The sequence below is a fragment of the Pseudomonas paraeruginosa genome (assembly GCF_003025345.2).
GTDB lineage: Bacteria > Pseudomonadota > Gammaproteobacteria > Pseudomonadales > Pseudomonadaceae > Pseudomonas > Pseudomonas paraeruginosa.
Window position 1 is genome coordinate 5,798,411 of record NZ_CP020560.1, and the last position, 24,197, is coordinate 5,822,607.

Below are 24,197 nucleotides of genomic sequence, written 5' to 3' on the forward strand. Positions count from 1 at the left end.
CGTACTCATCCATGTCACCACTTTCGCTCGTCGAACTGAAAGCCATCCTGCGCCTGGCCGGGCCGCTGATCGCCGCCCAGCTGGCCTACGTCGCCATGGTCTTCACCGATACCGTGATGATGGGCAGGCTCGGCCCCGACGCGCTGGCCGCCGGCGGCCTGGGCGCGGTCAGCTATGCCTTCGTCTCGACCTTCTGCGTCGGCGTGGTGGCGGCGGTCGGCAACCTGGCGGCGATCCGCCAGGGCAGCGCCGATCCCGCCGGCGTCGCGGCGGTCACCCGTGCCGGCCTCTGGGTCGGTGCCGCGCTGGCCCTGGCTGCCGGCCTGCTGCTGTGGAACCTGGGGCCGCTGCTGCTGGCCTTCGGCCAGGCGCCACAGGCGGTGGACGGCGCCATGCAGTTCCTGCGCAGCCTGGTCTTCGCCCTGCCCGGCTACATGGCCTTCATGGTCCTGCGCGGCTTCACCGGCGCCATCGACCGCGCCGGACCGGTGATGGCGATCAGCGTGCTCGGCGCGCTGGCCAACCTGGCCCTCAATCATTCCTTCATCGAAGGCCTGTTCGGCCTGCCGCGCCTGGGCCTGGGCGGCATCGGCCTGGTCACCGCTCTGGTCATGAACGGCATGCCGCTGCTGCTGGCCCTGTATATCCGCCGGCAACCGGCCTACGCCGCCTATCCGTTGCTGCGCGGGCTGGGACGCCCGCAGCGGGCGACGATCGCGGAGATCCTCCGCCTGGGCCTGCCCATCGGCGGTACCTACGCGGTCGAGTCGGGGATGTTCACCGTCGCCACCCTGTGCATGGGCATCCTCGGCAACCACGCCCTGGCCGCGCACCAGATCGCCATCCAGGCGGTGTATGTGGCCTTCATGGTCCCGGTGGGGCTGTCCTACGCCACCACCTACCGCATCGGCCAGCACTTCGGCGCCGGCCGCCTGCTCGAGGCGCGCCGTGCCGGGCGCGTCGGCATCGGTTTCGGCGCGCTGTGCATGCTGGGCTTCGCCGGGGTGTTCTGGTGGATGCCGGAGACCATCATCGGCCTGTTCCTCGACCATGCCGACCCGGTCAACCGCGAGGTGACCGCGATGGCCGTCTCGCTGCTGGCGATCGCCGCCTGGTTCGAGTTGTTCGACGGCACCCAGAACATCGCCATGGGTGCGATCCGCGGCCTCAAGGACGCCCGCACCACTTTCCTGGTCGGCCTGGCCTGCTACTGGCTGGTCGGCGTGCCGCTGGCCTGCCTGCTGGCATTTGCCGCCGGCTGGGAGGCCCAGGGCGTCTGGTGGGGGCTGGCCGGCGGACTGGCCTGCGCCGCCATCGGCCTGACCCTGGCCTTCGAATGGAAGACCGCGCGCCTGCTGCCCGGGACCTCCGCACAGGAGGCGACGGCGCTCAACTACTGAGCGGCATCTCGCGGCCCGGCCGCTCGCCGGGCTCGAGGAAGCGTGCCAGCTCGGCCAGCGGCAGCGGCCGGCTGATCCAGTAGCCTTGCACCTGGTCGCAGCCGAAGTCGCGCAGCTGCTCCTGCTGGCGCAGGGTCTCCACGCCCTCGGCGACCACCTCCAGGTTGAGGTTGTGCGCCAGGTTGATCATTGCCCGCACCAGCTGGAAGTTCTCCGCGCGCAGGTCCATGCCACCGACGAAGCTGCGGTCGATCTTCAGCAGGGTGATCGGCAGGCTGTTGAGATGGACGAAAGAGGAGAAACCGGTGCCGAAGTCGTCCAGCGAAAAGCGCACGCCCAGCCGGCCGAGCGCCTGCATGGTCTGCAGGACCTGGTCGCTGCGGCGCATCACGGCGGTCTCGGTCAGTTCGAATTCGAGCCAGCGCGCGTCCACGCCGTGCTCCTCGATCAGCCGTTGCAGGGTCGGCAGCAGCTGGCTGTCCTGGAACTGGCGGAACGACAGGTTCACCGCCATGTGCAATGGCGCCAGGCCGCGGCCATTGAGCCACTGCATGTCGCGCAGGGCGCGGGCGATGACCCAGTAGCCGAGCGGCACGATCAGCCCGCTCTCCTCGGCCAGCGGCACGAAATCGCTGGGCGTGAGCAGGCCGCGCTCGCCGTGGCGCCAGCGTACCAGCGCTTCCAGGCCGACGATGCGCCCGCTGTCCAGGCACAGGCGCGGTTGGTAATGCAGCTCCAGCTCGTCGCGGCGCAGGGCGCGGCGCAGTTCGGCCTCGAGGTCGGCGAGGCTGCGCACGCCGCGATTGATGCGCTCGTCGAAGACATGGAAAGTGCAGCCCTGGCGGCTCTTGGCCTGCTGCATGGCGATGTGCGCGTGCCACATCAGCGGGTCGGCGCCCTCGTCGGCGCGGGCGTGGGCAAGCCCCAGGCTGCAGCCCAGGAGGATGCTTTCGCCGTCGACCCAGTAGGGCTCGCCGAGGCACTCGACGATCCGTTCGGCGATCCGCTCGGCACGCTGCGGATCGCGACGGGTGTCCAGCAGCAGGGCGAACTCGTCGCTGCCCAGGCGCGCCAGGCGGTCGCCGTTCTCCATGAAGCCACGCAGGCGGTTGACCACCTGCAGGATCAGGCGGTCGCCGCCCTGGTGGCCAAGGGCGTCGTTGACATGGCGGAAGTTGTCCAGGTCGAGGTGGCCGAGCACCAGGCCACGCCCGTCGAATTCGCTCAGGCGCGCCGCGAGCAGGGTCTGGAAGCCCTGGCGGTTGGCGATGCCGGTCAGCGGGTCCTGTTCGGCGAGCAGTTGCAGGGTCGCCTGCAGGCCCATGCGCTCGCGGGCGTAGCGCAGGCAGCGGCGCAGGCCGTCTTCGGAGAGTTGCTCGGCGGCCAGCCAGTCGACCACACCGGCCGGCGCCTGCGTCGGCTCGCGTGGCAGCAGCAGGATCACCGGCCAGGGGCAGGGAATGCCCAGCGGCAGGCAGGCGGGGGTGGCCAGCAGCAGGCCCTGGGGCTCGGCGGCGAACAGGGTCGCGGCGCCCTCCCAGGTGCTGACGACACTCAGCGAAAAGGCAGGCCCCAACGCTCTCAGGCGTTCACCTAGCAGTGGCGCCCAATCTGGCGTATCCGCCAGAAGGAGCAGGCGCAAGGGTTCTGCGGGCGCTGACAAGCAACCTCCAAAAGTTTAAGAATCTTCGTAAAGAACGAACGGCATCATCCTAATGCGGTAGGGAATCTACAGCAAAATGGCATGGACGATCTCGGGATCGGTCACAGCTTGCACGCTAATTCTCCCCGATGCCAGCCAGCCTGTTAGAATACGCGCCCGCTTCGACCCTCTCTTCCGGCCCGCTCCTATGTCCCGACTCAATCCCCGGCAGCAAGAAGCCGTGAACTACGTCGGCGGTCCCCTGCTGGTCCTGGCTGGCGCCGGCTCCGGCAAGACCAGCGTGATCACCCGCAAGATCGCCTACCTCGTCCAGCAGTGCGGCATCCGCGCCCAGTACATCGTCGCGGTGACCTTCACCAACAAGGCCGCGCGGGAAATGAAGGAGCGCGTCGGCAGCCTGTTGCGCGGCGGCGAAGGCAGGGGCCTGACCGTCTCGACCTTCCACAACCTCGGCCTGAACATCATCCGCAAGGAGCATGAGCGGCTCGGCTACAAGCCCGGCTTCTCGATCTTCGACGAGTCGGACATCAAGGCGCTGCTGACCGACATCATGCAGAAGGAGTATTCCGGGGACGACGGCGTCGACGAGATCAAGAACTACATCGGCGCCTGGAAGAACGACCTGATCCTTCCCGAGGAAGCGCTGGAAAAGGCGCGCAACCCCAGGGAGCAGACCGCGGCGATCGTCTACCTGCACTACCAGCGCACCCTGCGCGCCTACAACGCGGTGGACTTCGACGACCTGATCCTGCAACCGGTGAAGCTGTTCCAGGAACACCCGGACATTCTCCAGAAATGGCAGAACAGGGTGCGCTACATGCTGGTGGACGAATACCAGGACACCAACGCCAGCCAGTACCTGCTGGTCAAGCTGCTGGTGAAGGACCGCGCGCAGTTCACCGTGGTCGGCGACGACGACCAGTCGATCTACGCCTGGCGTGGCGCGCGTCCGGAAAACCTGATGCAGCTGAAGGAAGACTTCCCCTCGCTCAAGGTGGTCATGCTGGAGCAGAACTACCGCTCCACCAGCCGCATCCTCAAGTGCGCGAACGTCCTCATCGCCAACAACCCGCACGTGTTCGAGAAGCAGCTGTGGAGCGAGATGGGCCACGGCGACCCGATCCGGGTGATCCGCTGCCGCAACGAGGACGCCGAGGCCGAGCGCATCGCCATGGAAATCCTCACCCTGCACCTGCGCACCGAGCGGCCCTACAGCGAGTTCGCCATCCTCTACCGGGGCAACCACCAGGCCAAGCTGATGGAGCTGAAGCTCCAGCACCACCAGATTCCCTACCGGCTGTCCGGCGGCACCAGCTTCTTCGGCCGCCAGGAAGTGAAGGACCTGATGTCCTACTTCCGCCTGCTGGTGAACCCCGACGACGACAACGCCTTCCTCCGGGTGATCAACGTGCCGCGCCGGGAAATCGGTTCGGCGACCCTGGAGAAACTCGGCAACTACGCCACCCAGCGCAACATCTCGATGTACGCCGCCTGCGACGAGATGGGCCTGGCCGAGCACCTCGACAGCCGCTTCCACGAACGCCTGCAGCGCTTCAAGCGCTGGATGGACGGAATCCGCCGGCAGTGCGCGGAGAACGAACCGATCGCCGTGCTGCGCAGCATGGTGATGGACATCGACTACGAGAACTGGCTGCGGCAGAACGCCTCCAGCGACAAGGTCGCCGAATTCCGCATGAGCAACGTCTGGTTCCTCATCGAGGCATTGAAGAACACCCTCGAGCGCGACGAGGAAGGCGACATGACCATCGAGCAGGCCATCGCCAAGCTGGTCCTGCGCGACATGCTGGAGCGCCAGCAGGAAGAAGAGGAAGGTGCCGAGGGCGTGCAGATGATGACCCTGCATGCTTCGAAGGGGCTGGAATTCCCCTACGTGTTCATCATGGGCATGGAGGAAGAGATCCTGCCCCACCGCTCCAGCATCGAGGCCGACACGGTGGAGGAAGAGCGCCGCCTGGCCTACGTCGGCATCACCCGCGCGCGGCAGAACCTGGCGATGACCTTCGCCGCCAAGCGCAAGCAGTACGGCGAGATCATCGACTGCTCGCCGAGCCGCTTCCTCGACGAGCTGCCCCCCGAAGACCTCGAATGGGAAGGCCTGGAAGACGCCCCGCAGGAGGTCAAGGCGGCCAAGGGCAACGCCGCCCTCGCCGACATCCGCGCCATGCTCAAGCGCTGAGCCCGCCGCGCCTCGACTGTCTCGTTTTTCACAAAAGTGTCTTGCCCGATGCCTGGCCTCGGGCGAGGAACTTTTGCCGCTCCGCTCGCGACCAAAATTAGCTAGCTAACGAATTCCATTCGAGGACAGCTTCATGTCGAGCAAGAAAGTCGCCGAGATCGTCGTGGAAACCCTGGAAGCCGCCGGCATCCGCCATTGCTATGGCATCGTCGGAGACACCCTCAACCATGTCACCGACGCCATCCATCGCAGCCAGATCCAGTGGGTGCATGTCCGCCACGAGGAAGCCGCGGCCTTCGCCGCCGGCGCCGAGTCCTATGTCAGCGGTCGCCTGACCGCCTGCGCCGGCTCCTGCGGACCAGGCAGCCTGCACTTCATCAATGGCGTCTACGAGGCCCAGCGCAACCGCGCGCCGATGGTGCTGATCGCCAGCCAGATCGTCACCCCGCAGCTGGGCATGGAGTTCCCCCAGGAAGTCGACTTCAAGGCGATCTATTCCAGTTGCTCGGTGTTCTGCGAACAGGTGCACAGCCCGGAGCAGGCGCGCCGGGTGGTGGCCCTGGCCTGCCAGGCGGCGCTCAACCGGCGCGGCGTGGCGGTAGTGATCCTGCCAGCGGACATCAGCCAGGCCACGGTGAAGGACGATCCGCCGTTCTCGGTGCACTTCCCGCAACCGGTGCTGCGCCCCAGCGACGCCGAACTGCAGGACGTCGCCCGGCTGCTCGCCCACGGCAAGAAGATCGGCATCTACGCCGGCTCCGGCTGCCAGGGCGCCCACGACCTGCTGGTGGCCCTCGCCGACCGGCTCAAGGCGCCCATCTCGCACACTTCGCGGGCCAAGGACTTCGTCGAGTACGACAACCCCTTCAACATGGGCATGACCGGCATGCTCGGGATCGAGTCGGGCTTCCACATGATGACCGAGTGCGACACCCTGCTGCTGCTCGGCGCCGACTTCGCCTGGGCGCAGTTCTACCCGCAGAAGGCCACCCTGATCCAGGTCGACCGCGACGGCAGCCACCTCGGCCGGCGCCATCCCATCGACCTCGGCGTGGTCGGCGACGTGATCCCCACCCTCGAGGCGCTCCTGCCGCTGCTCGAAGCCCGCCAGGAACGCGACTTCCTCGACGAATGCCTGAAGCACCGCGAACGCTCGCTACAGACCCTGGAGAAAGAGGAGCAACCCGGCAAGGGCGAGCTGATCCATCCGCAGCACCTGGTCGCCCTGCTCGACCAGCACGCTGACGACGATGCGCTGTTCACCGCCGACGGCGGCTCGGCGATGGTCTGGCTGCTGCGTCACATCCACAGCAACGGCAAGCGCCGCACCCTCACCAGCCTTGTCCACGGCACCATGGCCAACGCCATGCCCCAGGCGCTGGGACTGAAGAAGGCCTACCCCGAGCGCCAGGTGATCTCGATCTCCGGCGATGGCGGCCTGGCCATGCTGCTCGGCGACCTGCTCACGGCCATCCAGGAGAAGCTGCCGATCAAGGTGGTGGTGCTGAACAACGCCTCGCTGAACTTCGTCGAGCTGGAGCAGAAGGTCGAGGGCCTGCTGGACAACTACACCGACCTGCTCAACCCGGACTTCGCCCGTCTCGCCGAGGTGATCGGCTTCCACGGGCGCAAGGTGACCCGCTGCGAGGATCTCGAGGCGGCGGTCCGCGACTTCCTCGCCCAGCCCGGTCCGGCGTTGCTGGACGTGCATACCAACCCTGCGGAACTGGTGATGCCGCCGAAGATCGAGTTCGGCCAGGTCGCCGATACCGCCCTGTACGCCGCCAAGGCCGTGCTCAGCGGGCGCTTCAAGGACGTCGAGACGCTGCTGGTGAACAATCTGCTGAAGTGAGCCGGCAAAGGCGCGGCCCGTCCGCCACGGGGCCGCGCCGGGTTCGGGCGGATTCCTGACCATTCGATCATGTTCGCTCGTCCGAGAGGACGTCGCGCGCGGCGCCGGCTGACGGTACAATGCCGCGCTTCATCAGCGACAGCCGCTTCGCAGGAAGCCACCCGTGGACATTCTCAAAGACAAAATCCGCTCGGAAGGCATCGTCCTTTCCGAGCACGTACTCAAGGTCGACGCCTTTCTCAACCACCAGATCGACCCGCAGTTGATGCAGCAGGTCGGTCACGCGTTCGCCACACGCTTCCGCGACCAGGGCATCACCAAGATCGTCACCATCGAGGCTTCCGGCATCGCCCCGGCGGTCATGGCCGGCCTGGAGCTGGGCGTGCCGGTGATCTTCGCTCGCAAGTACCAGTCGCTGACCCTGAAGGACAACCTGTACATCTCCAAGGTGTTCTCCTTCACCAAGCAGACCGAGAGCACCATCGCCATTTCGGCCAAGCACCTGAACGCCCATGACCATGTGCTGGTGATCGACGACTTCCTCGCCAACGGCCACGCCGCCAAGGCGCTGATCGACCTGATCGGCCAGGCCGGCGCGAGCATCGCCGGGCTCGGCATCGTCATCGAGAAATCCTTCCAGGACGGCCGCGCCCTGCTCGAAAGCGAAGGCTACCGGGTCGAATCCCTGGCCCGGGTCAAGTCGCTGGCCGGCGGCCAGGTCGAGTTCCTCGACTGAGCGCCACTCAGCCCCGCTCTTCCTGGCTGGCCCGCAGGCCGGCCAGCAGCAGGCGCTGGTAGAGCTCCTCGCGCAGCCCCTGCGGATCGTCCAGCTCCATGCGCCGCAGGTGCGCCGGGTAGGCCTCGGGCTCCGGCGCATCGAGAGTGGCCTTGCCCAGCTCGAGGATCTCGCTCAGCTTCAGCTTGCGCTTGAGCCAACCCAGCGCCCGCAGCAGGTCCTGCTCGACCTCGTCGAAATCGCTGCCCAGGGGAAACTCCGGAAGCACGGCGGCGTGGGCCTTGTGCAGAGCCTGCAGGCGCTCCGGGGTGTTATTGCGGTAGCGTTCGGGCAGGACGAAATCCTTCGGCAGCTTGCCGGCCGCCTGGGCCTGCTCGGCCAGCGCCTGCTGGAAGCGCGAGTCGGCGATGGCCAGCAGCGCGGCGATCACTTCCGCGTCGTTCTTGCCACGCAGGTCGGCGATCCCGTACTCGGTCACCACCATGTCGCGCAGGTGCCGCGGGATGGTGGTGTGGGCGTACTGCCAGACGATGTTCGAACTGACTTCCCCGCCGGATTCGCGCCAGCTGCGCAGCATCAGGATCGAACGTGCGCCCTCCAGCTCGTGGGCCTGGGCGACGAAGTTGTACTGGCCACCGACGCCACTGAGCACCCGGCCGTCCTCCAACTGGTCGGCGACCCCGGCGCCGAGCAGGGTCACGGTGAAGGCGCTGTTGATGAAGCGCGCGTCGCGCCGGTGCAGGCGCTTCAGCTCTTCCTGGCGGTACAGGTTGTTGACGAAGCCGATACCGGTCATGCCGATACCGGCGCGCTCTTCCAGCGACATCTCGCGCAGGCGCTGGTAGAACGCCAGGGGGCCGAGGAAGAAGCCGCCGTGCAGCCACACCCCGCCCTCTTCCGGTGCCTCGCCGCGCTCGGCGGCACGCTGTCGCGCTTCGTCGGGGTAGACCCGGCGGCCCAACACGCCGGCCTCTGCCAGCGCCAGCAGACCCGGTACGAACATCTCGCTGCAGCCGTAGAGCCCCTGGCGGAACGGCTCCAGGCCGCCATCGCGCTCGACCGCCGCGCCCCAGCGCGCGCGCACCCCCAGTTCGTCGACCAGCCTGCGGTAGCTGGCATTGTCGCGCTGGCGCAGCAGCAGCGCGGCGGTCAGCGCGTCGCCCATCGAGCCGATGCCGATCTGCAGGGTGCCGCCGTCGCGCACCAGGGCGCTGGCATGCAGGCCGATGCAGTGATCCTGCAGGTTGACCGGCATGTTCGGCGTAGAGAACAGCCGGCTGCTTTCCGCCGGCGCGTCGATCAGCAGGTCGAATACCGACTCCTCGACCTCGGCGTCGCCCGGCAGGTAGGGCAGGTCATCGTGGACCACGCCGATGGCGACGATGGCCTCGCCGGCGGCGCGACGCTTCTCCAGCATCGGCAGCAGGTCCAGGGTGATGTCCGGATTGCAGGCCAGGCTCAGCTTGCCCGGTCGTTCGGGATGCCGCGCCACCAGTTGGGCCACGGCGTTGACGCCCTTGGCGTTGATGTCGCGGGCGACGTGGCTGTAGTTGCAACTGATGTAGTGCTGCTGCGCCGGCGCGCTGTCCAGCAGGCTGCCGGGCTGCAGGTAGAACTCCTCGACGCGGATGTTCGCCGGCAGTTCGTCGCGGCGCAGGGCGTGCAGGTAGTCCAGCTCCGGGTAGTCGGCGAAGACCCGTTCGGCGAACGGTTCGAGGAAGCGCCGCTGCAGGTCGCCACCGGCGGCGGGACGCCCCAGGGAAAGCGCCGTGTATAGCGTGAGCTGGCGTTCCGGCAAGGTGCGCAGGCGTTGGTAGAGCGCATTGACCAGCCGGTTGGGCTTGCCCAGCCCGAGGGGCAGGCCCAGGCGGATCGGGCCCTCGATGGTCTGCAGCAGGTGATCGACCGCGGCGTCGATGGAACAGGTTCGGGTCAAGACGTTGCCCTCCGGCGAATGGGTAGCCGGAAGTTTGGACCCTGTTTGCCGGCGGGATGCTCCGCCAGCGAAAAAAACCCGCCCCGCGGATACGAAAAAGCCGCCGGAAGGCGGCTTTTCAACACAGGCTTCGGCGCGTTTACAGGCCGGACATGTGCTTGATCGCGGCCTTCAGCTCGTCGTCCGAGCAGTCGGCGCAGGTGCCTTTCGGCGGCATGGCGTTGATACCGGAAATCGCCTTGGCCAGCAGGCCGTCGAGACCGCCCTGTTCCTTCGCGCGCTTGCCCCACTCGGCCTTGTCGCCGACTTTCGGCGCGCCCAGCAGGCCGGTGCCGTGGCAGGTGTTGCAGGTCTTGCCGACGATGTCTTCGCCGGAACGCGCGCCGCCGCCACCGGCAGCCGCCGCGACGGCGCCGACGCCTTCGCATTCCTTGCCTTGTACGCAGACCTTGCCTACCGGCTCGAGGCGCTTGGCGATCGCATCGTCAGTGGTCGTAGCCTGAGCGCTTACAGCCCACAGGGCCAACACGGCAGCTTGGGCCGCCAGCATTTTTTTAATCAGGTTCACCCTTACACCCTCATCGTGGCTTATCACACCCGGGCACGATACCGATCACTGCGGGCCGCGCGGGCGGGCGCAAGTATAACGGCAAAGAAAGCCCGGCAGAAACAATTGCACACCCTCGCAAAGCCTTGCGGCATTAGGTCGCAGCCCCGCATGCCCCTTGTCGGCCGGCGCCCTGCGGGCGCGGCGGGGTCTTGTGCTTCAGGTCAGAAATTTGCGGGCGTGGTGGCGCTGATCAAGCGTGCCGGCACGTCGTAGGGATTGCGAAAACGGTGCGGCTTGTTGCTTTCGAAATAGTAGCTGTCGCCGCGCTCTAGCACATAGGTCTCGCTGCCGACGATCAGCTCCAGGCGCCCGTCGACCAGCACGCCGGCCTCTTCGCCCTCGTGGTTGAGCATTTCCTCGCCGGTGTCGGAGCCCGGCGGGTAGGTTTCGTCGAGGAAGGCGATCGCCCGGCTGGGGTGCGCCTTGCCCACCAGGCGCATGGACACCGCGCCGCTAGAAATGTCGATCAGTTCGTCTGCCTTGTAGACAACCTGCGTATGGCTGTCCTGCTCCAGGTCCAGGGAGAAGAACTCCACCAGGGACATGGGGATACCGCCCAGCACCTTCTTCAGCGAACTGATGGAAGGACTCACGCTGTTTTTCTCGATCATCGAGATAGTGCTGTTGGTGACACCCGCCCGTTTGGCGAGTTCGCGCTGGGAAAGACCTTTGAGTTTTCGGATGGTTTGCAGACGAGCACCGACGTCCAAGGGTGGAGTCCTCCTTATTCTTCTGGCAGGCAAGGCAAAACGGGGCCGCACACGGCTGGCGACCCCAAGTCGGCCGTATCATGGCAACACTGTTCAGTATTTACAACAGATTGGTCGACATGCCTGCGCAAAGAATTCGGAAAGTTTTTCTCAAGCCCCGGAATAGACGCGCGGCACTCTTTTCAGGTTGCACAGCAGCTGGTAGGGAATGCTGCCGAACTGCGCCGCCAGGGCGCCCACCGGGACGTTCGGCCCCCACAATTCGACCCGGCTGCCCAGCCCGGCCTGTGGATGGTCGGTAAGGTCGACGGTGAGCATGTCCATCGACACCCGGCCGACCAGGCGCCCCGGCTTGCCGTCGATGAACACCAGGGTCCCGTCCGGCGCGTGGCGCGGATAACCGTCGGCATAGCCCATCGCGACCACGCCGATGCGCTGGCTGCGCTCGGTGCTGTAGCGCGCGCCGTAGCCGACCGGTTCGCCGGCCGGCAGCTCGCGGACGCTGATCACCTTCGATTCCAGGGTCATCACCGGGCGCAGGCGGTCGGCCAGCGGATGTGCACGCTCGAACGGCGTGGCTCCGTAGAGCAGGATACCCGGACGTACCCAGTCGCTGGGCACCTTCGGCCAACCGAGCACGGCCGGCGAATTACGCAGGCTGATCTCGCCTTCCAGGCCCTGGCTCGCGGCCGCGAAGGCGGCGACCTGTTCATCGGTGCGCGGGCAATCCAGTTCGTCGGCGCGGGAGAAGTGGCTCATCATCACGATCTTCGCCACCTTGCCGCTGGCCCGCAGGCGCTCGTGGGCGGCGCGGAAGTCCTCGGGGAAGAAACCGACGCGGTGCATGCCCGAATCCATCTTCAGCCAGACGGTCAGCGGCCGCGCCAGGCTGGCGCGCTCGATCGCCTCCAGTTGCCAGGCGGCATGCACCACGCACCAGAAATCATGGGCGACGATCAATTCTAGTTCGGCGGCCTCGAAGAACCCTTCCAGCAGCAGAATCGGCTCGCGGATGCCGGCCGCGCGCAACTCCAGGGCTTCCTCGATGCAGGCCACGGCGAAGCCATCCGCCTCCCCGGCCAGCGCTTCGGCACAGCGCACCGCGCCATGCCCGTAGGCGTCCGCCTTGATCACCGCGAGCGCGCGGGCGCCGGTGGCCTCGCGGGCCAGGCGATAGTTGTGACGAAGGGCTTGCAGGTCGATCAGGGCACGGGCGGGGCGCATGGCGACGGGTCTCTCTTCAGCGCGGTGCGGCATCGCGCACCTTTCATCAGGCGAAAAAAAGCCCGGCTCTCCGGCCGGGCCATACAAAACTCAGGGCAGCGCAGCGACCACCGACATCTCCACCAGGATCTCCGGCTCGCAGAGCTTGGCTTCGACGGTGGCGCGCGCCGGCGCGACGCCGCGCGGCAGCCATTGGTCCCAGACGCGGTTCATGCCTTCGAAGTCGGCGTCGATGTCCTTCAGGTAGATGGTCACCGAGAGGATCCGGGTCTTGTCGGTGCCGGCCTCTTCCAGCAGCCGCTCGATGGCCGCCAGGGTCTCGCGGGTCTGCTGTTCGACGCCGGCGGACATGTCCTCGCCCACCTGGCCCGCCAGGTAGACGGTGCCGTTGTGGACGACGATCTGGCTCATACGCTCGTTAGTGTGCTGGCGCTGGATGGGCATTCTTGGCGTTCTCCGGGGAATTGCTGTAGCGGGAAATATCCAGGCCTTCGGTGCTGATCTGCGGGCGCTTCTTCGCCATCAGGTCGGCCAGGTAGCGACCCGACCCGCAGGCCATGGTCCAACCCAGGGTGCCGTGGCCGGTATTGAGGAACAGGTTGCGGTAGCGGGTGGCGCCGACGATCGGGGTGCCATCCGGGGTCGCCGGGCGCAGGCCGGTCCAGAAGGTCGCCTGGCCGATATCGCCGCCCTCGGGATAGAGGTCGGTGGTGATCATTTCCAGGGTCTCGCGGCGGCGCGGGTTCAGCGACAGGTCGAAGCCGGCGATCTCCGCCATGCCGCCGACGCGGATGCGCTGGTCGAAGCGGGTGATCGCCACCTTGTAGGTCTCGTCGAGGATGGTCGAGGTCGGCGCCATCTCCGGGTTGGTGATCGGCACGGTCAGCGAGTAACCCTTCAGCGGATAGACCGGAGCCTTGATGCCCAGCGGCTTGAGCAGCTGCGGCGAGTAGCTGCCCAGCGCCAGCACGTAGTGGTCGGCGGTGAGCAATTCGCCATTGACCAGCACGCCATTGATGCGGTCGCCGGCGAAGTCCAGGCGCTCGATGTTCTGGCCGAAGCGGAACTCCACGCCCAGGCCCTTGGCCATTTCCGCCAGGCGGGTGGTGAACAGCTGGCAGTCGCCGGTCTGGTCGTTGGGCAGGCGCAGGGCGCCGACCAGCTTGTCGGCGACCTTGGCCAGGGCCGGCTCGACGCGGGCGATGCCGTCGCGGTCGAGAACCTCGTAGGGCACGCCGGAGCGTTCGAGCACGGCGATGTCCTTGCCGGCGGCGTCGAGTTGCGCCTGGGTGCGGAACAGCTGGGTGGTGCCGAGGGTGCGGCCCTCATAGGCGATGCCGGTCTCGGCGCGCAGTTCGTCGAGGCAGTCGCGGCTGTACTCGGACAGGCGGACCATGCGCTCCTTGTTCACCGCGTAGCGTTCGGCGGTGCAGTTGCGCAGCATTTGCAGCATCCAGGCGTACTGGCTGGGATCGGAGGTGAGCTTGATGGCCAGCGGCGCGTGCTTTTCCAGCAGCCACTTCATGGCCTTCAGCGGGATGCCGGGGGCGGCCCAGGGCGAAGCGTAGCCGGGGGACACCTGGCCGGCGTTGGCGAAGCTGGTTTCCAGCGCGGGACCGTCCTGACGGTCGACCACCACCACCTCGAACCCGGCACGGGCCAGGTAATACGCACTGGCGGTACCGATGACACCGCTGCCAAGGACCAGAACTCGCATTGTCGCCTCCCACGTCGCGGAGGAACCGCGGACGTTTGTTATTTTGAGCGTGTAGATACGCGCAGTATAGGAAGAGGCGAGCAGAAATAATCACCGATTTTAGGAGGATACTCAGGTAAAAAACCGGACAAGGAGGGGTTTTACCGAGGCGCATCCACCATAAAATCGGAAAAATACCGCATATTTAAATGAAAGCCTTCAGGCCTGGAGCGGCTTTTTCGGGAAAGCCTGCCGCAGAAACCCTGGAAAACGACAGGAGTCCCTGGGGGAACCGCTCGCGGCAGGGAAAATCCCGCGGACGCCGCCCGGCCTTTGCGACCGGAGCAGCGTTCCAGAGCGCTCGCGGAGCCTCCGCGCTATTTCTTCACCCATTTTCCGCCAACCTGGACGTACTGCCCGGCAGGGGTTTTCTCCATCGCCTTCTTGCCGGCCATGGCCTCCACGTCGGCCAGCGAGGCGCCGCTGCTGTTGGCCACCTTCTGGTATTCGGCGCGGCGCGCGGCGTTGATCTGCGCGGCGATGTCCGCCGCCTGGCCGCTGTTGCTGACCACGCCGAGGTAACCGTCGGCCTGCTCGCCGACCAGACCCTGGGCCTTGGCGCCGCCGAGGGCCGACATGGCCTGGCCGAGGTCCATCGCCATGGCGGAAAGGCTGAGGCCGAGGGCCAGCAGGGCGATGCCGAGTTTGCTACGGGTTGTCATGGATCCGCTCCTTTAGAACAGGCCGCTGTTCTCGTTGATGATGCCGTCCAGAGCCTTGTCGACCTTGATGTAGATCTCGTGCTCGATTTTCACGTTGAGATTGATGTTGATCGGCTCGCTGGGAGCCGCCAGCTGCACGGTGGGCGTGCAGGCCATCGTCAGGCTGCCCAGCAGCAGGACAGCGAATAAAGCGCACAGGCGCATCGGGGTTCTCCTGAGTGGCTCATGGCGCCGAAGCCTTGCGTTTCTGCATGCGCTCCTGCACACGTTGGCGAATGGTTTCGCTGACCCGGTCGCTCAGTTGCAGGCTGGTCAGCAATGCCGGGATATCCTCTTCCAGGTTGACGTTGAGGTTGACCGGACGCCCTTTCTCCAGGTCCGGGTTGCTACCCTGCAAACGCAGGCCGAGCAGCAGCTTGCCGTTCTCATGATAATCGACGCTGCTTTGCAGCACGTCATAGTGGAAGTCGTCGAGGGCGTCGGCGACCAGTTTCATCCCCGGGTTGCTGCGCCCCAGCGCCTCGATCTTCGCCGAGCGGAAGCGCAGGAAGCCAGGCTCGCGGGCCTTGACCTGGCCGCCGGCGACGCTCGGTTTCCAGCGGTTGAGCATCAACGGCAGCTCGCCGTCCAGGGTACCCTCGCCGGCCAGTCCCTCCGCCGGATAGACCCGGAAAATCTCGCCGAGTTGTATGCCCTGCAGGCGCAGGGCGAATTTCTGCTCGGCCTGGCCCAGGCGGATGCTTCCCGCGGGGACCGACGCCTGCCCGCCGAACAGGCCGCTCTGCAACGTCTGCCAGCTCAAACGGCCGCTGCCCGGCGCGGAAAGCGGGGCCTCATAGCGCCCGCGGAAACTCACCGGTCCCAGCGGCAGGCCGGGATTGGCCTCGGCCAGGCTCAGGCCGGGGCTGTCCAGGCTCAACTGACCGCCGCGCAGGCGCAAGGCCAGGCTGCCGCCCAGGCCCTTCAGCTCGCTGCGGTCGTAGATGCCGTCGAGGCCTTTCAGGGTCAGGTCCAGGTCGAGGGATGAGGCGCCCGCCGCATCGAGCTTCCAGCCGGCCGCGGCGATCGCGCGCCCATTGCCCAGTTCGAGCAGCCCCGGCCAGTCGGCGAGGGTCGCGGCCAGGGGATTGCCGGTACGGAAGAACACCTCGGCCAGCCTGGCGGAGAGGGCCAGGGGCGTCTTCGCGTCGCGCTGCAGTTGGATGTCCGCCGCCAGCCCCGCGCCATTGCTCAGCCGTCCCTTCAGGCTGGTGCGCTCGAGGGTGGTGTCGAGCGGCCCCTTGAAGGACCAGGCCAACGGCTTGAGGTTGGCCTGGCGCAGTTGTCCGACCTGCGCCTGCAGCGGCCCGGCGACATGCAGCGCCAGCGGCCGGTAGGCGAGTTCGAGAGCGGTCCCGGCGAGGTCGAGGCGGGGCTGGCCAAGTTGCAGCATCGACGGCTCGGCCAGGGACGCCGCCTGCAACCGCGCACCCTTGCCGAAGGAGAGGTTGGCGCGCTGCCCGTCCAGCCGGCCCTCCAGGGGAATCTCCGCGACCAGTCGCTCGGCTTTCCAGCCCTGGTATTGCAGACGCGGCACATCCACCTGCAAGCGGCCCTCCACCAGCCTGGCGGCCCAGGGCGAGATGCCCAGCAGGTCGACACGCGTCTCCAGCTTCAACGTACTCGCGCCTTCGCTGGCAAGCGCCAGGCGCAGCGCCGTGACGCTATCCGCATCGCGCTCCAGCGGTTCGCTGCGCACGCCCAGCGCGCTCGGCCGCAGCTCGGCCGGCAGCGCCTGCAACCAGTCGCCGTGCAGTTGGCTCAGGCGCAAGTCGCTGCGCAACTGGCGTGGCAGCCAGGCGCCGCCGTCGCCATCCAGCTGGACTTGCAGTTCGCCCTGTACATTGCCCAGCCCGGGCAGCGGCCAGGCCTGCGGAGCCTGCACCTGCAGCGCCGCCGAACCACCGCCGTCGAGCACCCGGCGCGGCTCCAGCCAGTCGCTGCCAGGCGCCAGGCGGATCGTCCAGTCCGCCTGCAGGCGCAGGGCCTGCGGTGCGTCGGGCAGGCGCTGCGCCTCCGGCAGCCAGCGATTGAGCCAGGCCACCAGGCCACGGGTGTCCGGCAGGCCGGGCGCCTCCAGGCGTCCCTGCCAGAGGCCGTCGCCGTCGGCTGGCGCGAGCTGGCTATCCAGCGTCAGCAGCGCCTGCCGGTCGAGTTGCGCGCGCCCCCGCAGGCGCCAGCCGGCAGGCTCCTCGAAGAGCTGGGCGTCAAGCTGGGCCTGCTGTGCCTCCTGTTGCAGGCGCAGCTGCGCGGCCAGCGGAAACAGCGCTCCCGGCGGGCGGCCGATGTCCAGCCCGCCTTGCTGCTCGCAGCGGCCGGCGGGACAAGGCAGGTCGAGATGGAAGCGTTCGAGGTGGATCTGTTCCGGCAGCCAGGCGAGGGTTTCGCGCAGGGACGTCCAGTCCAGCGCAGCCGAATCATCGTCGGAACTCGCGGCGGACGGTTGCCAGGCGAGCGCCACTTGCTCCACCCGCAGGCCGGGTAGGCGCGGGCGCCAACCCGACAGCCCGGGCCAGCGCAGCAGCGCGTGTTCCACGTCCAGTCGCAGGCTGGCGCCATCCGCGCCGCGCCGCTCCAGCGCCAGCCGGCGCAGCCCGATGCCCTCGCGGGACAGGCCGAGCCCCTGCCATTCCAGGCGTTCGACGCCCTGCTCGCGCAGCAGGCTGCGCCAGGCGTGCCAGCCATAGCCGAACGCCAGCAGCAACAGCGCTGCAACTACCAGCAGCAACGTCGTCCTTCTGCGCAAACGCATGTCCTACCTCTGTCCGTTGCCGACCCGGGGAAGGGTGGCGGGGCCCTCGCGCAAGATCAAGGCGTTTTCCCCGGCCAGTGTTTTTCCCTGCTTTCGACGTTATATTGGCGGAAAATTTCCGGATTTTCCGAGCCAGACGGGGAGCCTCCATCCATGCGTACCCAGCATCAGAGCAAGCGCGAGCTGGACAAGATCGACCGCAACATCCTCCGCATCCTGCAGGAGGAAGGGCGCATTTCCTTCACCGAGCTGGGCGAACGCGTCGGCCTTTCGACCACCCCCTGCACCGAGCGTGTGCGCCGCCTGGAGCGCGAAGGCCTGATCATGGGCTACCACGCCCGGCTCAACCCACAGCACCTGAAGGCCAGCCTGCTGGTGTTCGTCGAGATCAGCCTGGACTACAAGTCCGGCGATACCTTCGAAGAGTTTCGCCGGGCGGTGCTCAAGCTACCGCACGTGCTGGAGTGCCACCTGGTGTCCGGCCACTTCGACTACCTGGTCAAGGCGCGCATCTCGGAAATGGCTTCCTACCGCAAGCTGCTCGGCGACATCCTGCTGAAACTGCCGCACGTTCGCGAGTCGAAGAGCTATATCGTCATGGAAGAGGTCAAGGAGTCGCTCGACCTACCGGTTCCGGATTGACCCGCGACGCTTTCCGGGAGTCCGCCAGGACTCCCGGCATAGACGGGAAACACCGTCGTTTCCGCACACGATCCCGGCAACACCTCGCAGTTTTTTCCATTTTCGCCCTTGGCGAGCGCCTCGACTGACGTTTATGCTCCGTCAAATTTTCCAAACATAATAATCAGGATTCCGCACATGAACGCCCGCGTTCACCAGCCGGTGCATAGCGCCCAACACGCCCCCTCCTACTACGCCGCCACGCTCAACCGACGCATCGAGTGCCCTCCCCTGGCCGGCGAAGAGCAGGCCGACGTGTGCGTCGTCGGCGGCGGCTTCTCGGGGGTGAACACAGCACTGGAACTGGCCCAGCGCGGCTTCTCCGTGGTCCTGCTGGAAGCGCACCGGATCGGCTGGGGCGCCAGCGGGCGCAATGGCGGCCAGTTGATCCGTGGCGTCGGCCATGACGTCGAGCAGTTCCTTCCGGTGATCGGCGCCGACGGCGTGAAGGCACTCAAGCTGATGGGGCTGGAGGCGGTGGAGATCGTCCGTCGCCGGGTCGAGCAGTACGCCATCGAATGCGACCTGCGCTGGGGCTACTGCGACCTGGCGAACAAGCCCGGCGACTACCAGGGCTTCCGCGAGGACATGGAAGAGCTCCAGGGCCTCGGCTACCGCCATGAGATGCGTCTGGTCCCGGCCGCGGAGATGCGCAGCGTGGTCGGCTCCGACCGCTACGTCGGCGGCCTGGTCGACATGGGCTCCGGCCACCTGCACCCGCTCAACCTGGTGCTCGGCGAAGCCGCCGCGGCGCAGGCACTGGGCGTGCGCCTGCATGAACAGTCGCCGGTGACGCGCATCGACTACGGCCCGGAAGTCCAGGTGCACACCGCCACCGGCAGGGTGCGGGCGAAGACCCTGGTGCTGGGCTGCAACGCCTACATGAACGACCTCAACCCGCTGCTCGGCGGCAAGGTGCTGCCGGCCGGCAGCTACGTGATCGCCACCGAACCGCTGGACGAGGCGCTGGCGCGCCAGCTGCTGCCGCAGAACATGGCGGTCTGCGACCAGCGCGTGGCCCTCGACTACTACCGCCTTTCCGCCGACAACCGCCTGCTGTTCGGTGGCGCCTGCCATTACTCGGGACGCGACCCCAGCGACATCGCCGCCTACATGCGGCCGAAGATGCTGGAGGTATTCCCGCAACTGGCGAACGTCCGCATCGACTACCAGTGGGGCGGCATGATCGGCATCGGCGCCAACCGCCTGCCGCAGATCGGCCGCCTGCCGGGGCAACCCAACGTGTACTTCGCCCAGGCCTATTCCGGACACGGGGTGAACGCCACGCACCTGGCCGGGCAGTTGCTCGCCGAGGCCATCAGTGGCCAGCACAGCGACGGCTTCGATCTGTTCGCCAGGGTGCCGCACATCACCTTCCCCGGTGGCAAGCTGCTGCGCTCGCCGCTGCTGGCGCTGGGCATGGCCTGGTACCGGCTGAAGGAAAAACTCGGGAGCTGAGCCCGCCCGAGGCTCGGTGGATTCTGAAAAAATCAGGCGGCGCATCGCTCTTCCGGGGAAAACTCCTAGAATTCGCACCACCGGTATCGACCGGACGACCGAGCTTCCACGGGAGATGTCCTTGCTGCGCCGATTACTCCTGCTGGCCTTCCTGGCTCTCGCCGGCTGTGCCAGCGCCCCCCCGCCGCAACCCTCGGCGGCGCTGCCCGCCGAGGGTACCTGGCTGGCCAGGCAGGCCGCGATCCAGGGCCGCGACCACCCCGGCCAGTCGGGCTTCCACCTGCTCGGCGCCAGCGAGGACGCCTTCGTCGCCCGTGCCGCGCTGATCCGCGCGGCACAGCGCAGCCTGGACATCCAGTACTACATCGTCCACGACGGGCTGACCACCCGGGCCCTCGCCTACGAGTTGCTGAAAGCCGCCGACCGCGGCGTGCGGGTGCGCATCCTGATCGACGACACCGCCAGCGACGGCTGGGACTACGAGATCGGCGTACTCTCCGCCCACCCGAACATCCAGGTGCGCCTGTTCAATCCGCTGCACCTGGGCCGCGCCACCGGCATCACGCGCGGCGTCGGCCGGCTGTTCAATCTTTCCCAGCAGCACCGGCGCATGCACAACAAGCTGTGGCTGGCCGACGGCACGGCGGCCATCGTCGGCGGCCGCAACCTCGGCGACGAGTATTTCAACGCCAAGCCGGAGATGAATTTCACCGACCTCGACCTGCTCGGCGTCGGCCCGATCGCCAACCAGCTCTCGCACAGCTTCGACCAGTACTGGAACAGCGCCATCAGCCGGCCGATCGAGGACTTCCTCTGGCGCGCGCCCTATCCCGGCGAGCTGGACTCGGCGCGGCGCGGCCTGCAGCGCTACCTGCGCAAGGAGTCGGTCAAGGAGTCGGGCTACATCCGCCACCTGTTCGACCGCGCCGACCAGCCCCGCCTGGGCAACTGGCTGGAGAACCTGACCTGGGCGCGCGCCGAGGCGATCTGGGACGCGCCGCTGAAGGTGCTCAGCCGCGGCGAACCCGACCCGCACCTGCTGCTCAGCCCGCACCTGGCGGGCCTGTTCCAGGGTGTGCAAAAGGAACTGATCCTGGTTTCGGCCTACTTCGTCCCGGCCAGGGAGGGGCTCGGCTATCTCACCGGCAAGGCCGACAGCGGCGTGCGCGTGCGCCTGCTGACCAACTCCCTGGAAGCCACCGACGTACCGGCTGTGCACGCCGGCTATGCGCCCTACCGGATGGCACTGCTGGAGCATGGGGTAAAGCTGTATGAACTGCGCGCCAAACCCGACCAGCCACTGAGCGGCGCGCCCTGGCGGCTGCACGGGTCGAGCAGCGCCAGCCTGCACAGCAAGGCGATGGTCTTCGACCGGCGGAAGGTGTTCATCGGTTCGTTCAACTTCGATCCGCGCTCGATACTGTGGAATACCGAGGTCGGGGTCATCGTCGACAGTCCGCTGCTGGCCGAACAGGTTCGGCAGCTGGCGCTGGACGGCATGGCGCCCAGCGTCAGCTACCAGGTGCGGATCGACCGCAGCGGCAGCCGGCCGAAGCTGGTCTGGGTCGACGAGCGTGACGGACGGACCCAGGTCCTGCGGCATGAGCCGGGCAGCCTGTGGCGACGGCTGAATGCCTGGGTCGCGGAAATGATCGGGCTGGAGAAGATGCTCTGAGGATCACTCCGACGCTTCCAGCCCGCTCGCTCCATCCTCCGCCGGGATCGCCCCGCGCAGCCGCACCAGCACCACGAAGCCCGCCGCGCCCAGCGCCATCATCAACGGCAGGGCGTGACCGCTGATCCACTGGCTGGTGGCGCCGGTGGCCAGCGGTCCGAGCAGGCAGCCGATCCCCCATAGCTGGGCGACATGGGCATTGGCACGGACCAGGGCATCGTCGCGGTAGCGTTCGCCGATCAGGATCAGCGCCAGGGTGAACAACCCGCCGGCGCTGGCGCCGAACAGCACCAGCAACGGCCAGATCAACGGCGTGTGCAGCAGCAGCGGGATCGCCAGGCTGCTGAGCAGCAACACCAGGCCGCAGCCGCCGAACAGGCCGCTGCGCGAGACACGGTCGGCGAGCCAGCCGATCGGCAGTTGCAGCAGGGCGTCGCCCACCACCACGGTGCTGACCATGGCCAGCGCCACCGCTTGCGCAAAGCCCTGGCGCAAGCCGTAGACCGGCAGCAGGGTGAGGATCATCGCCTCGAAGGCGGCGAACAGCACCACCGCCCAGGCGATCGCCGGCAAACCCCGGCAGAAGGCCCACAGGCCACGCCCGGAGGCGCTGTGCGGATCGACCCTGGGCGCCCCGCCGCGCCCCAGCAGCAACAGCGAGCCGCCGACCAGCAGGCACACACCGAACCAGAAGCCGCGGTCGTCGGCGGTGCCGATGAAGGTCAGCAGCACCGGGCCGGACAGTTGGCTCAGGGCGTAACCGGTGCCGTACAGCGCGACCAGCCGGCCGCGCCACTTCTCCACCGCCAGCTGGTTGATCCAGCTTTCCCCGAGGATGAACACCACGGTGAGCTGCACGCCGATCAGCAGGCGCAACAACAGCCATACGGGATAGCTCTGCAGCAGCGCCAGCAGGCCGATGGAGGCTGCGCCGGTGAGCAGGCACAGCTGCATCAGCCGTGGCGTGCCGACGCGCGCGGCGAGGCGCCCGGCGATCATCGCGCCGAGCAGCACGCCCAGCGCCGGTGTGCTGGCCATCACGCCGATGGCGAAACTGCCGTAGCCCCAGCCCTCCAGGCGCAACGAGACCAGCGGCATGGTCAGGCCAAGGGCGAGGCCGATGCTGATGACTGCGGAACAGACGGCGAAATAGCTTCCCCAACGCATTGCAATTCTCCCGTTGGCACCCCGGAAGCCTTGCCGGGGCGAGCGGATACATCCGGCGCACGAAGCACAGCGGCCGGGCTTCCAGAAGGAAACCCGGCCGCGGGGGTGGCTCGAGGGAGCCGGCCCGGAAGGGCCGACCCAGGCGATCAGAGCTTGATCCAGGTCGCCTTCAGCTCGGTGTACTTGTCGAAGGCGTGCAGCGACTTGTCGCGACCGTTGCCCGATTGCTTGAAGCCGCCGAACGGAGCGGTCATGTCGCCCCCGTCGTACTGGTTGACCCAGACGCTGCCGGCGCGCAGGGCCTTGGCGGTCAGGTGCGCCTTGGACAGGTTGCTGGTCCAGACCGCCGCCGCCAGCCCGTAGGGCGTGTCGTTGGCGATGCGCACGGCTTCCTCGGCATCCTCGAACTCGATCACCGAGAGCACCGGACCGAAGATTTCCTCGCGGGCGATCTTCATCGCATTGGTCACGCCGTCGAAGATGGTCGGCTCGACGTAGGTGCCACCGGTTTCCTCCAGGGTCCGCTTGCCGCCGGCGACCAGCTTGGCGCCGTCGTTGTGACCGGCCTCGATGTAGGACAGCACGGTGTTCATCTGCTGGGTGTCCACCAGCGCGCCGACGTTGGTTTCCGGATCCAGCGGGTTGCCCGGTTTCCAGCCCTTGAGGGCCTCGATCACCAGGGGCAGGAACTTGTCCTTGATGGAGCGCTCCACCAGCAGGCGCGAACCGGCGGTGCAGACTTCGCCCTGGTTGAAGGCGATGGCGCCGGCAGCGGCTTCGGCGGCGGCCTTCAGGTCCGGGGCGTCGGCGAAGACGATGTTCGGGCTCTTGCCGCCGGCCTCCAGCCAGACGCGCTTCATGTTCGACTCGCCGGCATAGACCATCAGTTGCTTGGCGATCTTGGTCGAACCGGTGAACACCAGGGTGTCGACATCCATGTGCAATGCCAGCGCCTTGCCTACCGTGTGGCCATAGCCCGGCAGCACGTTGAACACGCCTTTCGGAATACCGGCCTCGACGGCCAGCCGGGCGATGCGGATGGCGGTCAGCGGCGACTTCTCGGAGGGCTTGAGGATCACCGAGTTGCCGGTGGCCAGGGCCGGGCCGAGTTTCCAGCAGGACATCAGCAGCGGGAAGTTCCACGGCACGATGGCAGCAACCACGCCGACCGGCTCGCGGGTCACCAGGCCCAGCTCGGCATGGGGAGTGGCGGCGACCTCGTCGTAGATCTTGTCGATCGCCTCGGCGCTCCAGCGCAGGCTGTTGGCGGCGCTGGCGACGTCGATGTGCAGCGAGTCGCTGATCGGCTTGCCCATGTCCAGGGTTTCCAGCAGGGCCAGCTCTTCGGCGTTCTCCAGCAGCAGGTCGGCGAAGCGGATCATCGTCTGCTTGCGCTTGGCCGGAGCCAGGCGCGACCAGGCGCCGGAATCGAAGGCATTGCGGGCGACCTTGACCGCCTGTTCGGCATCGGCCAGGTCGCAACTGGCGACCTTGGCGAGGAAGCGACCGTCCACCGGGCTGAGGCAATCGAAGGTCTCGCCGGAGGCGGCGTCGCTGTATTCGCCGTTGACGAAGGCGCGGCCTTCGATCTTCAGGTCTTTGGCGCGGGCTTCCCAGTCGGCGCGGGTCAGGGTGGTCATGACAACGTGTCCTCTTATTGGTGTTCTGGGCGCCTGGGA

Annotated in this window: 19 protein-coding genes; 7 read left to right on the top strand and 12 right to left on the bottom strand. The window is 67.3% G+C overall.

What is annotated here, in order from left to right:
* Positions 1 to 11: 11 nt before the first annotated feature.
* A complete protein-coding gene (locus B7D75_RS27425; RefSeq protein WP_107114596.1) occupies positions 12 to 1,400 on the top strand; it encodes a NorM family multidrug efflux MATE transporter in 1,389 nt (462 codons plus the stop codon).
* Here the strand turns inward: B7D75_RS27425 and B7D75_RS27430 are convergent.
* Positions 1,390 to 3,063: a putative bifunctional diguanylate cyclase/phosphodiesterase gene (locus tag B7D75_RS27430; RefSeq protein WP_033997355.1), complete on the bottom strand. Its 1,674-nt coding sequence runs from the start codon at positions 3,061 to 3,063 to the stop codon at positions 1,390 to 1,392. The genes B7D75_RS27425 and B7D75_RS27430 overlap by 11 nt on opposite strands.
* Positions 3,064 to 3,250: 187 nt before the next feature.
* On the opposite strand from B7D75_RS27430, the gene rep reads away from it, so the two are divergent.
* The 3 genes from rep (at position 3,251) to B7D75_RS27445 (ending at position 7,848) form a co-directional block, all read left to right on the top strand.
* Entirely contained in the window at positions 3,251 to 5,260 is a 2,010-nt protein-coding gene (gene rep / locus B7D75_RS27435; protein WP_003155692.1) for a DNA helicase Rep, read from the top strand.
* 133 nt (positions 5,261 to 5,393) lie between these two features.
* Positions 5,394 to 7,112: a thiamine pyrophosphate-dependent enzyme gene (locus tag B7D75_RS27440; RefSeq protein ID WP_107114597.1), complete on the top strand. Its 1,719-nt coding sequence runs from the start codon at positions 5,394 to 5,396 to the stop codon at positions 7,110 to 7,112.
* A gap of 163 nt (positions 7,113 to 7,275) precedes the next feature.
* The gene (locus B7D75_RS27445; RefSeq protein WP_003110452.1) at positions 7,276 to 7,848 is read left to right on the top strand and encodes a xanthine phosphoribosyltransferase; all 573 of its coding nucleotides are present in this window, start codon (positions 7,276 to 7,278) and stop codon (positions 7,846 to 7,848) included.
* A gap of 7 nt (positions 7,849 to 7,855) precedes the next feature.
* Here B7D75_RS27445 and B7D75_RS27450 read toward each other — a convergent pair whose 3' ends face one another.
* The 9 genes from B7D75_RS27450 to B7D75_RS27490 form a co-directional block, all read right to left on the bottom strand.
* Positions 7,856 to 9,715, bottom strand: a complete 1,860-nt coding sequence (locus tag B7D75_RS27450) for an acetyl-CoA hydrolase/transferase C-terminal domain-containing protein (RefSeq protein WP_079741201.1) — start codon at positions 9,713 to 9,715, stop codon at positions 7,856 to 7,858.
* Between the two features lie 208 nt (positions 9,716 to 9,923).
* Positions 9,924 to 10,352, bottom strand: a complete 429-nt coding sequence (locus tag B7D75_RS27455; RefSeq protein ID WP_003096511.1) for a c-type cytochrome — start codon at positions 10,350 to 10,352, stop codon at positions 9,924 to 9,926.
* Positions 10,353 to 10,555: 203 nt separating this feature from the next.
* Entirely contained in the window at positions 10,556 to 11,104 is a 549-nt protein-coding gene (locus tag B7D75_RS27460) for a cupin domain-containing protein (protein ID WP_003155686.1), read from the bottom strand.
* Positions 11,105 to 11,254: 150 nt separating this feature from the next.
* Positions 11,255 to 12,328: an alanine racemase gene (alr, locus tag B7D75_RS27465; protein ID WP_053814786.1), complete on the bottom strand. Its 1,074-nt coding sequence runs from the start codon at positions 12,326 to 12,328 to the stop codon at positions 11,255 to 11,257.
* A 90-nt stretch (positions 12,329 to 12,418) separates the two neighbouring features.
* Entirely contained in the window at positions 12,419 to 12,772 is a 354-nt protein-coding gene (locus B7D75_RS27470) for a RidA family protein (RefSeq protein WP_003098273.1), read from the bottom strand.
* Complete coding sequence (dadA, locus tag B7D75_RS27475) at positions 12,747 to 14,045, bottom strand: D-amino acid dehydrogenase (RefSeq protein WP_012077922.1); 1,299 nt, start codon at positions 14,043 to 14,045, stop codon at positions 12,747 to 12,749. Before dadA ends, B7D75_RS27470 begins: the two co-directional genes overlap by 26 nt.
* 356 nt (positions 14,046 to 14,401) lie before the next feature.
* The gene (locus B7D75_RS27480; RefSeq protein ID WP_003155682.1) at positions 14,402 to 14,746 is read right to left on the bottom strand and encodes a YdbL family protein; all 345 of its coding nucleotides are present in this window, start codon (positions 14,744 to 14,746) and stop codon (positions 14,402 to 14,404) included.
* A 12-nt stretch (positions 14,747 to 14,758) separates the two neighbouring features.
* The gene (locus B7D75_RS27485) at positions 14,759 to 14,950 is read right to left on the bottom strand and encodes a YnbE family lipoprotein (RefSeq protein WP_003096523.1); all 192 of its coding nucleotides are present in this window, start codon (positions 14,948 to 14,950) and stop codon (positions 14,759 to 14,761) included.
* Positions 14,951 to 14,969: 19 nt separating this feature from the next.
* Complete coding sequence (locus B7D75_RS27490) at positions 14,970 to 17,537, bottom strand: YdbH domain-containing protein (protein WP_107114598.1); 2,568 nt, start codon at positions 17,535 to 17,537, stop codon at positions 14,970 to 14,972.
* A gap of 153 nt (positions 17,538 to 17,690) precedes the next feature.
* Here B7D75_RS27490 and dadR point away from each other — a divergent pair, with 153 nt between their 5' ends.
* The 3 genes from dadR (at position 17,691) to B7D75_RS27505 (ending at position 21,351) form a co-directional block, all read left to right on the top strand.
* Positions 17,691 to 18,179 (top strand): transcriptional regulator DadR, encoded by a 489-nt coding sequence (gene dadR, locus B7D75_RS27495; RefSeq protein WP_003096535.1) that lies wholly within the window; start codon positions 17,691 to 17,693, stop codon positions 18,177 to 18,179.
* Positions 18,180 to 18,356: 177 nt separating this feature from the next.
* Positions 18,357 to 19,676: an NAD(P)/FAD-dependent oxidoreductase gene (locus B7D75_RS27500; protein WP_058129681.1), complete on the top strand. Its 1,320-nt coding sequence runs from the start codon at positions 18,357 to 18,359 to the stop codon at positions 19,674 to 19,676.
* 115 nt (positions 19,677 to 19,791) lie between these two features.
* Positions 19,792 to 21,351, top strand: a complete 1,560-nt coding sequence (locus tag B7D75_RS27505) for a phospholipase D family protein (RefSeq protein WP_043098706.1) — start codon at positions 19,792 to 19,794, stop codon at positions 21,349 to 21,351.
* Between the two features lie 3 nt (positions 21,352 to 21,354).
* Here B7D75_RS27505 and B7D75_RS27510 read toward each other — a convergent pair whose 3' ends face one another.
* The gene (locus B7D75_RS27510; protein ID WP_107114599.1) at positions 21,355 to 22,518 is read right to left on the bottom strand and encodes an MFS transporter; all 1,164 of its coding nucleotides are present in this window, start codon (positions 22,516 to 22,518) and stop codon (positions 21,355 to 21,357) included.
* Between the two features lie 146 nt (positions 22,519 to 22,664).
* Complete coding sequence (locus B7D75_RS27515) at positions 22,665 to 24,158, bottom strand: aldehyde dehydrogenase (RefSeq protein WP_053814790.1); 1,494 nt, start codon at positions 24,156 to 24,158, stop codon at positions 22,665 to 22,667.
* Positions 24,159 to 24,197 lie beyond the last annotated feature (39 nt).

Excerpts from the sequence above, each read along its gene's own strand:
- B7D75_RS27425 (WP_107114596.1), top strand. The coding sequence starts at position 12 with ATGTCACCACTTTCGCTCGTCGAACTGAAAGCCATCCTGCGCCTGGCC.
- rep (WP_003155692.1), top strand. The coding sequence starts at position 3,251 with ATGTCCCGACTCAATCCCCGGCAGCAAGAAGCCGTGAACTACGTCGGC.
- B7D75_RS27440 (WP_107114597.1), top strand. The coding sequence starts at position 5,394 with ATGTCGAGCAAGAAAGTCGCCGAGATCGTCGTGGAAACCCTGGAAGCC.
- alr (WP_053814786.1), bottom strand. The coding sequence starts at position 12,328 with ATGCGCCCCGCCCGTGCCCTGATCGACCTGCAAGCCCTTCGTCACAAC.
- B7D75_RS27470 (WP_003098273.1), bottom strand. The coding sequence starts at position 12,772 with ATGCCCATCCAGCGCCAGCACACTAACGAGCGTATGAGCCAGATCGTC.
- dadA (WP_012077922.1), bottom strand. The coding sequence starts at position 14,045 with ATGCGAGTTCTGGTCCTTGGCAGCGGTGTCATCGGTACCGCCAGTGCG.
- B7D75_RS27480 (WP_003155682.1), bottom strand. The coding sequence starts at position 14,746 with ATGACAACCCGTAGCAAACTCGGCATCGCCCTGCTGGCCCTCGGCCTC.
- B7D75_RS27485 (WP_003096523.1), bottom strand. The coding sequence starts at position 14,950 with ATGCGCCTGTGCGCTTTATTCGCTGTCCTGCTGCTGGGCAGCCTGACG.
- B7D75_RS27490 (WP_107114598.1), bottom strand. The coding sequence starts at position 17,537 with ATGCGTTTGCGCAGAAGGACGACGTTGCTGCTGGTAGTTGCAGCGCTG.
- dadR (WP_003096535.1), top strand. The coding sequence starts at position 17,691 with ATGCGTACCCAGCATCAGAGCAAGCGCGAGCTGGACAAGATCGACCGC.
- B7D75_RS27500 (WP_058129681.1), top strand. The coding sequence starts at position 18,357 with ATGAACGCCCGCGTTCACCAGCCGGTGCATAGCGCCCAACACGCCCCC.
- B7D75_RS27505 (WP_043098706.1), top strand. The coding sequence starts at position 19,792 with ATGTCCTTGCTGCGCCGATTACTCCTGCTGGCCTTCCTGGCTCTCGCC.
- B7D75_RS27510 (WP_107114599.1), bottom strand. The coding sequence starts at position 22,518 with ATGCGTTGGGGAAGCTATTTCGCCGTCTGTTCCGCAGTCATCAGCATC.
- B7D75_RS27515 (WP_053814790.1), bottom strand. The coding sequence starts at position 24,158 with ATGACCACCCTGACCCGCGCCGACTGGGAAGCCCGCGCCAAAGACCTG.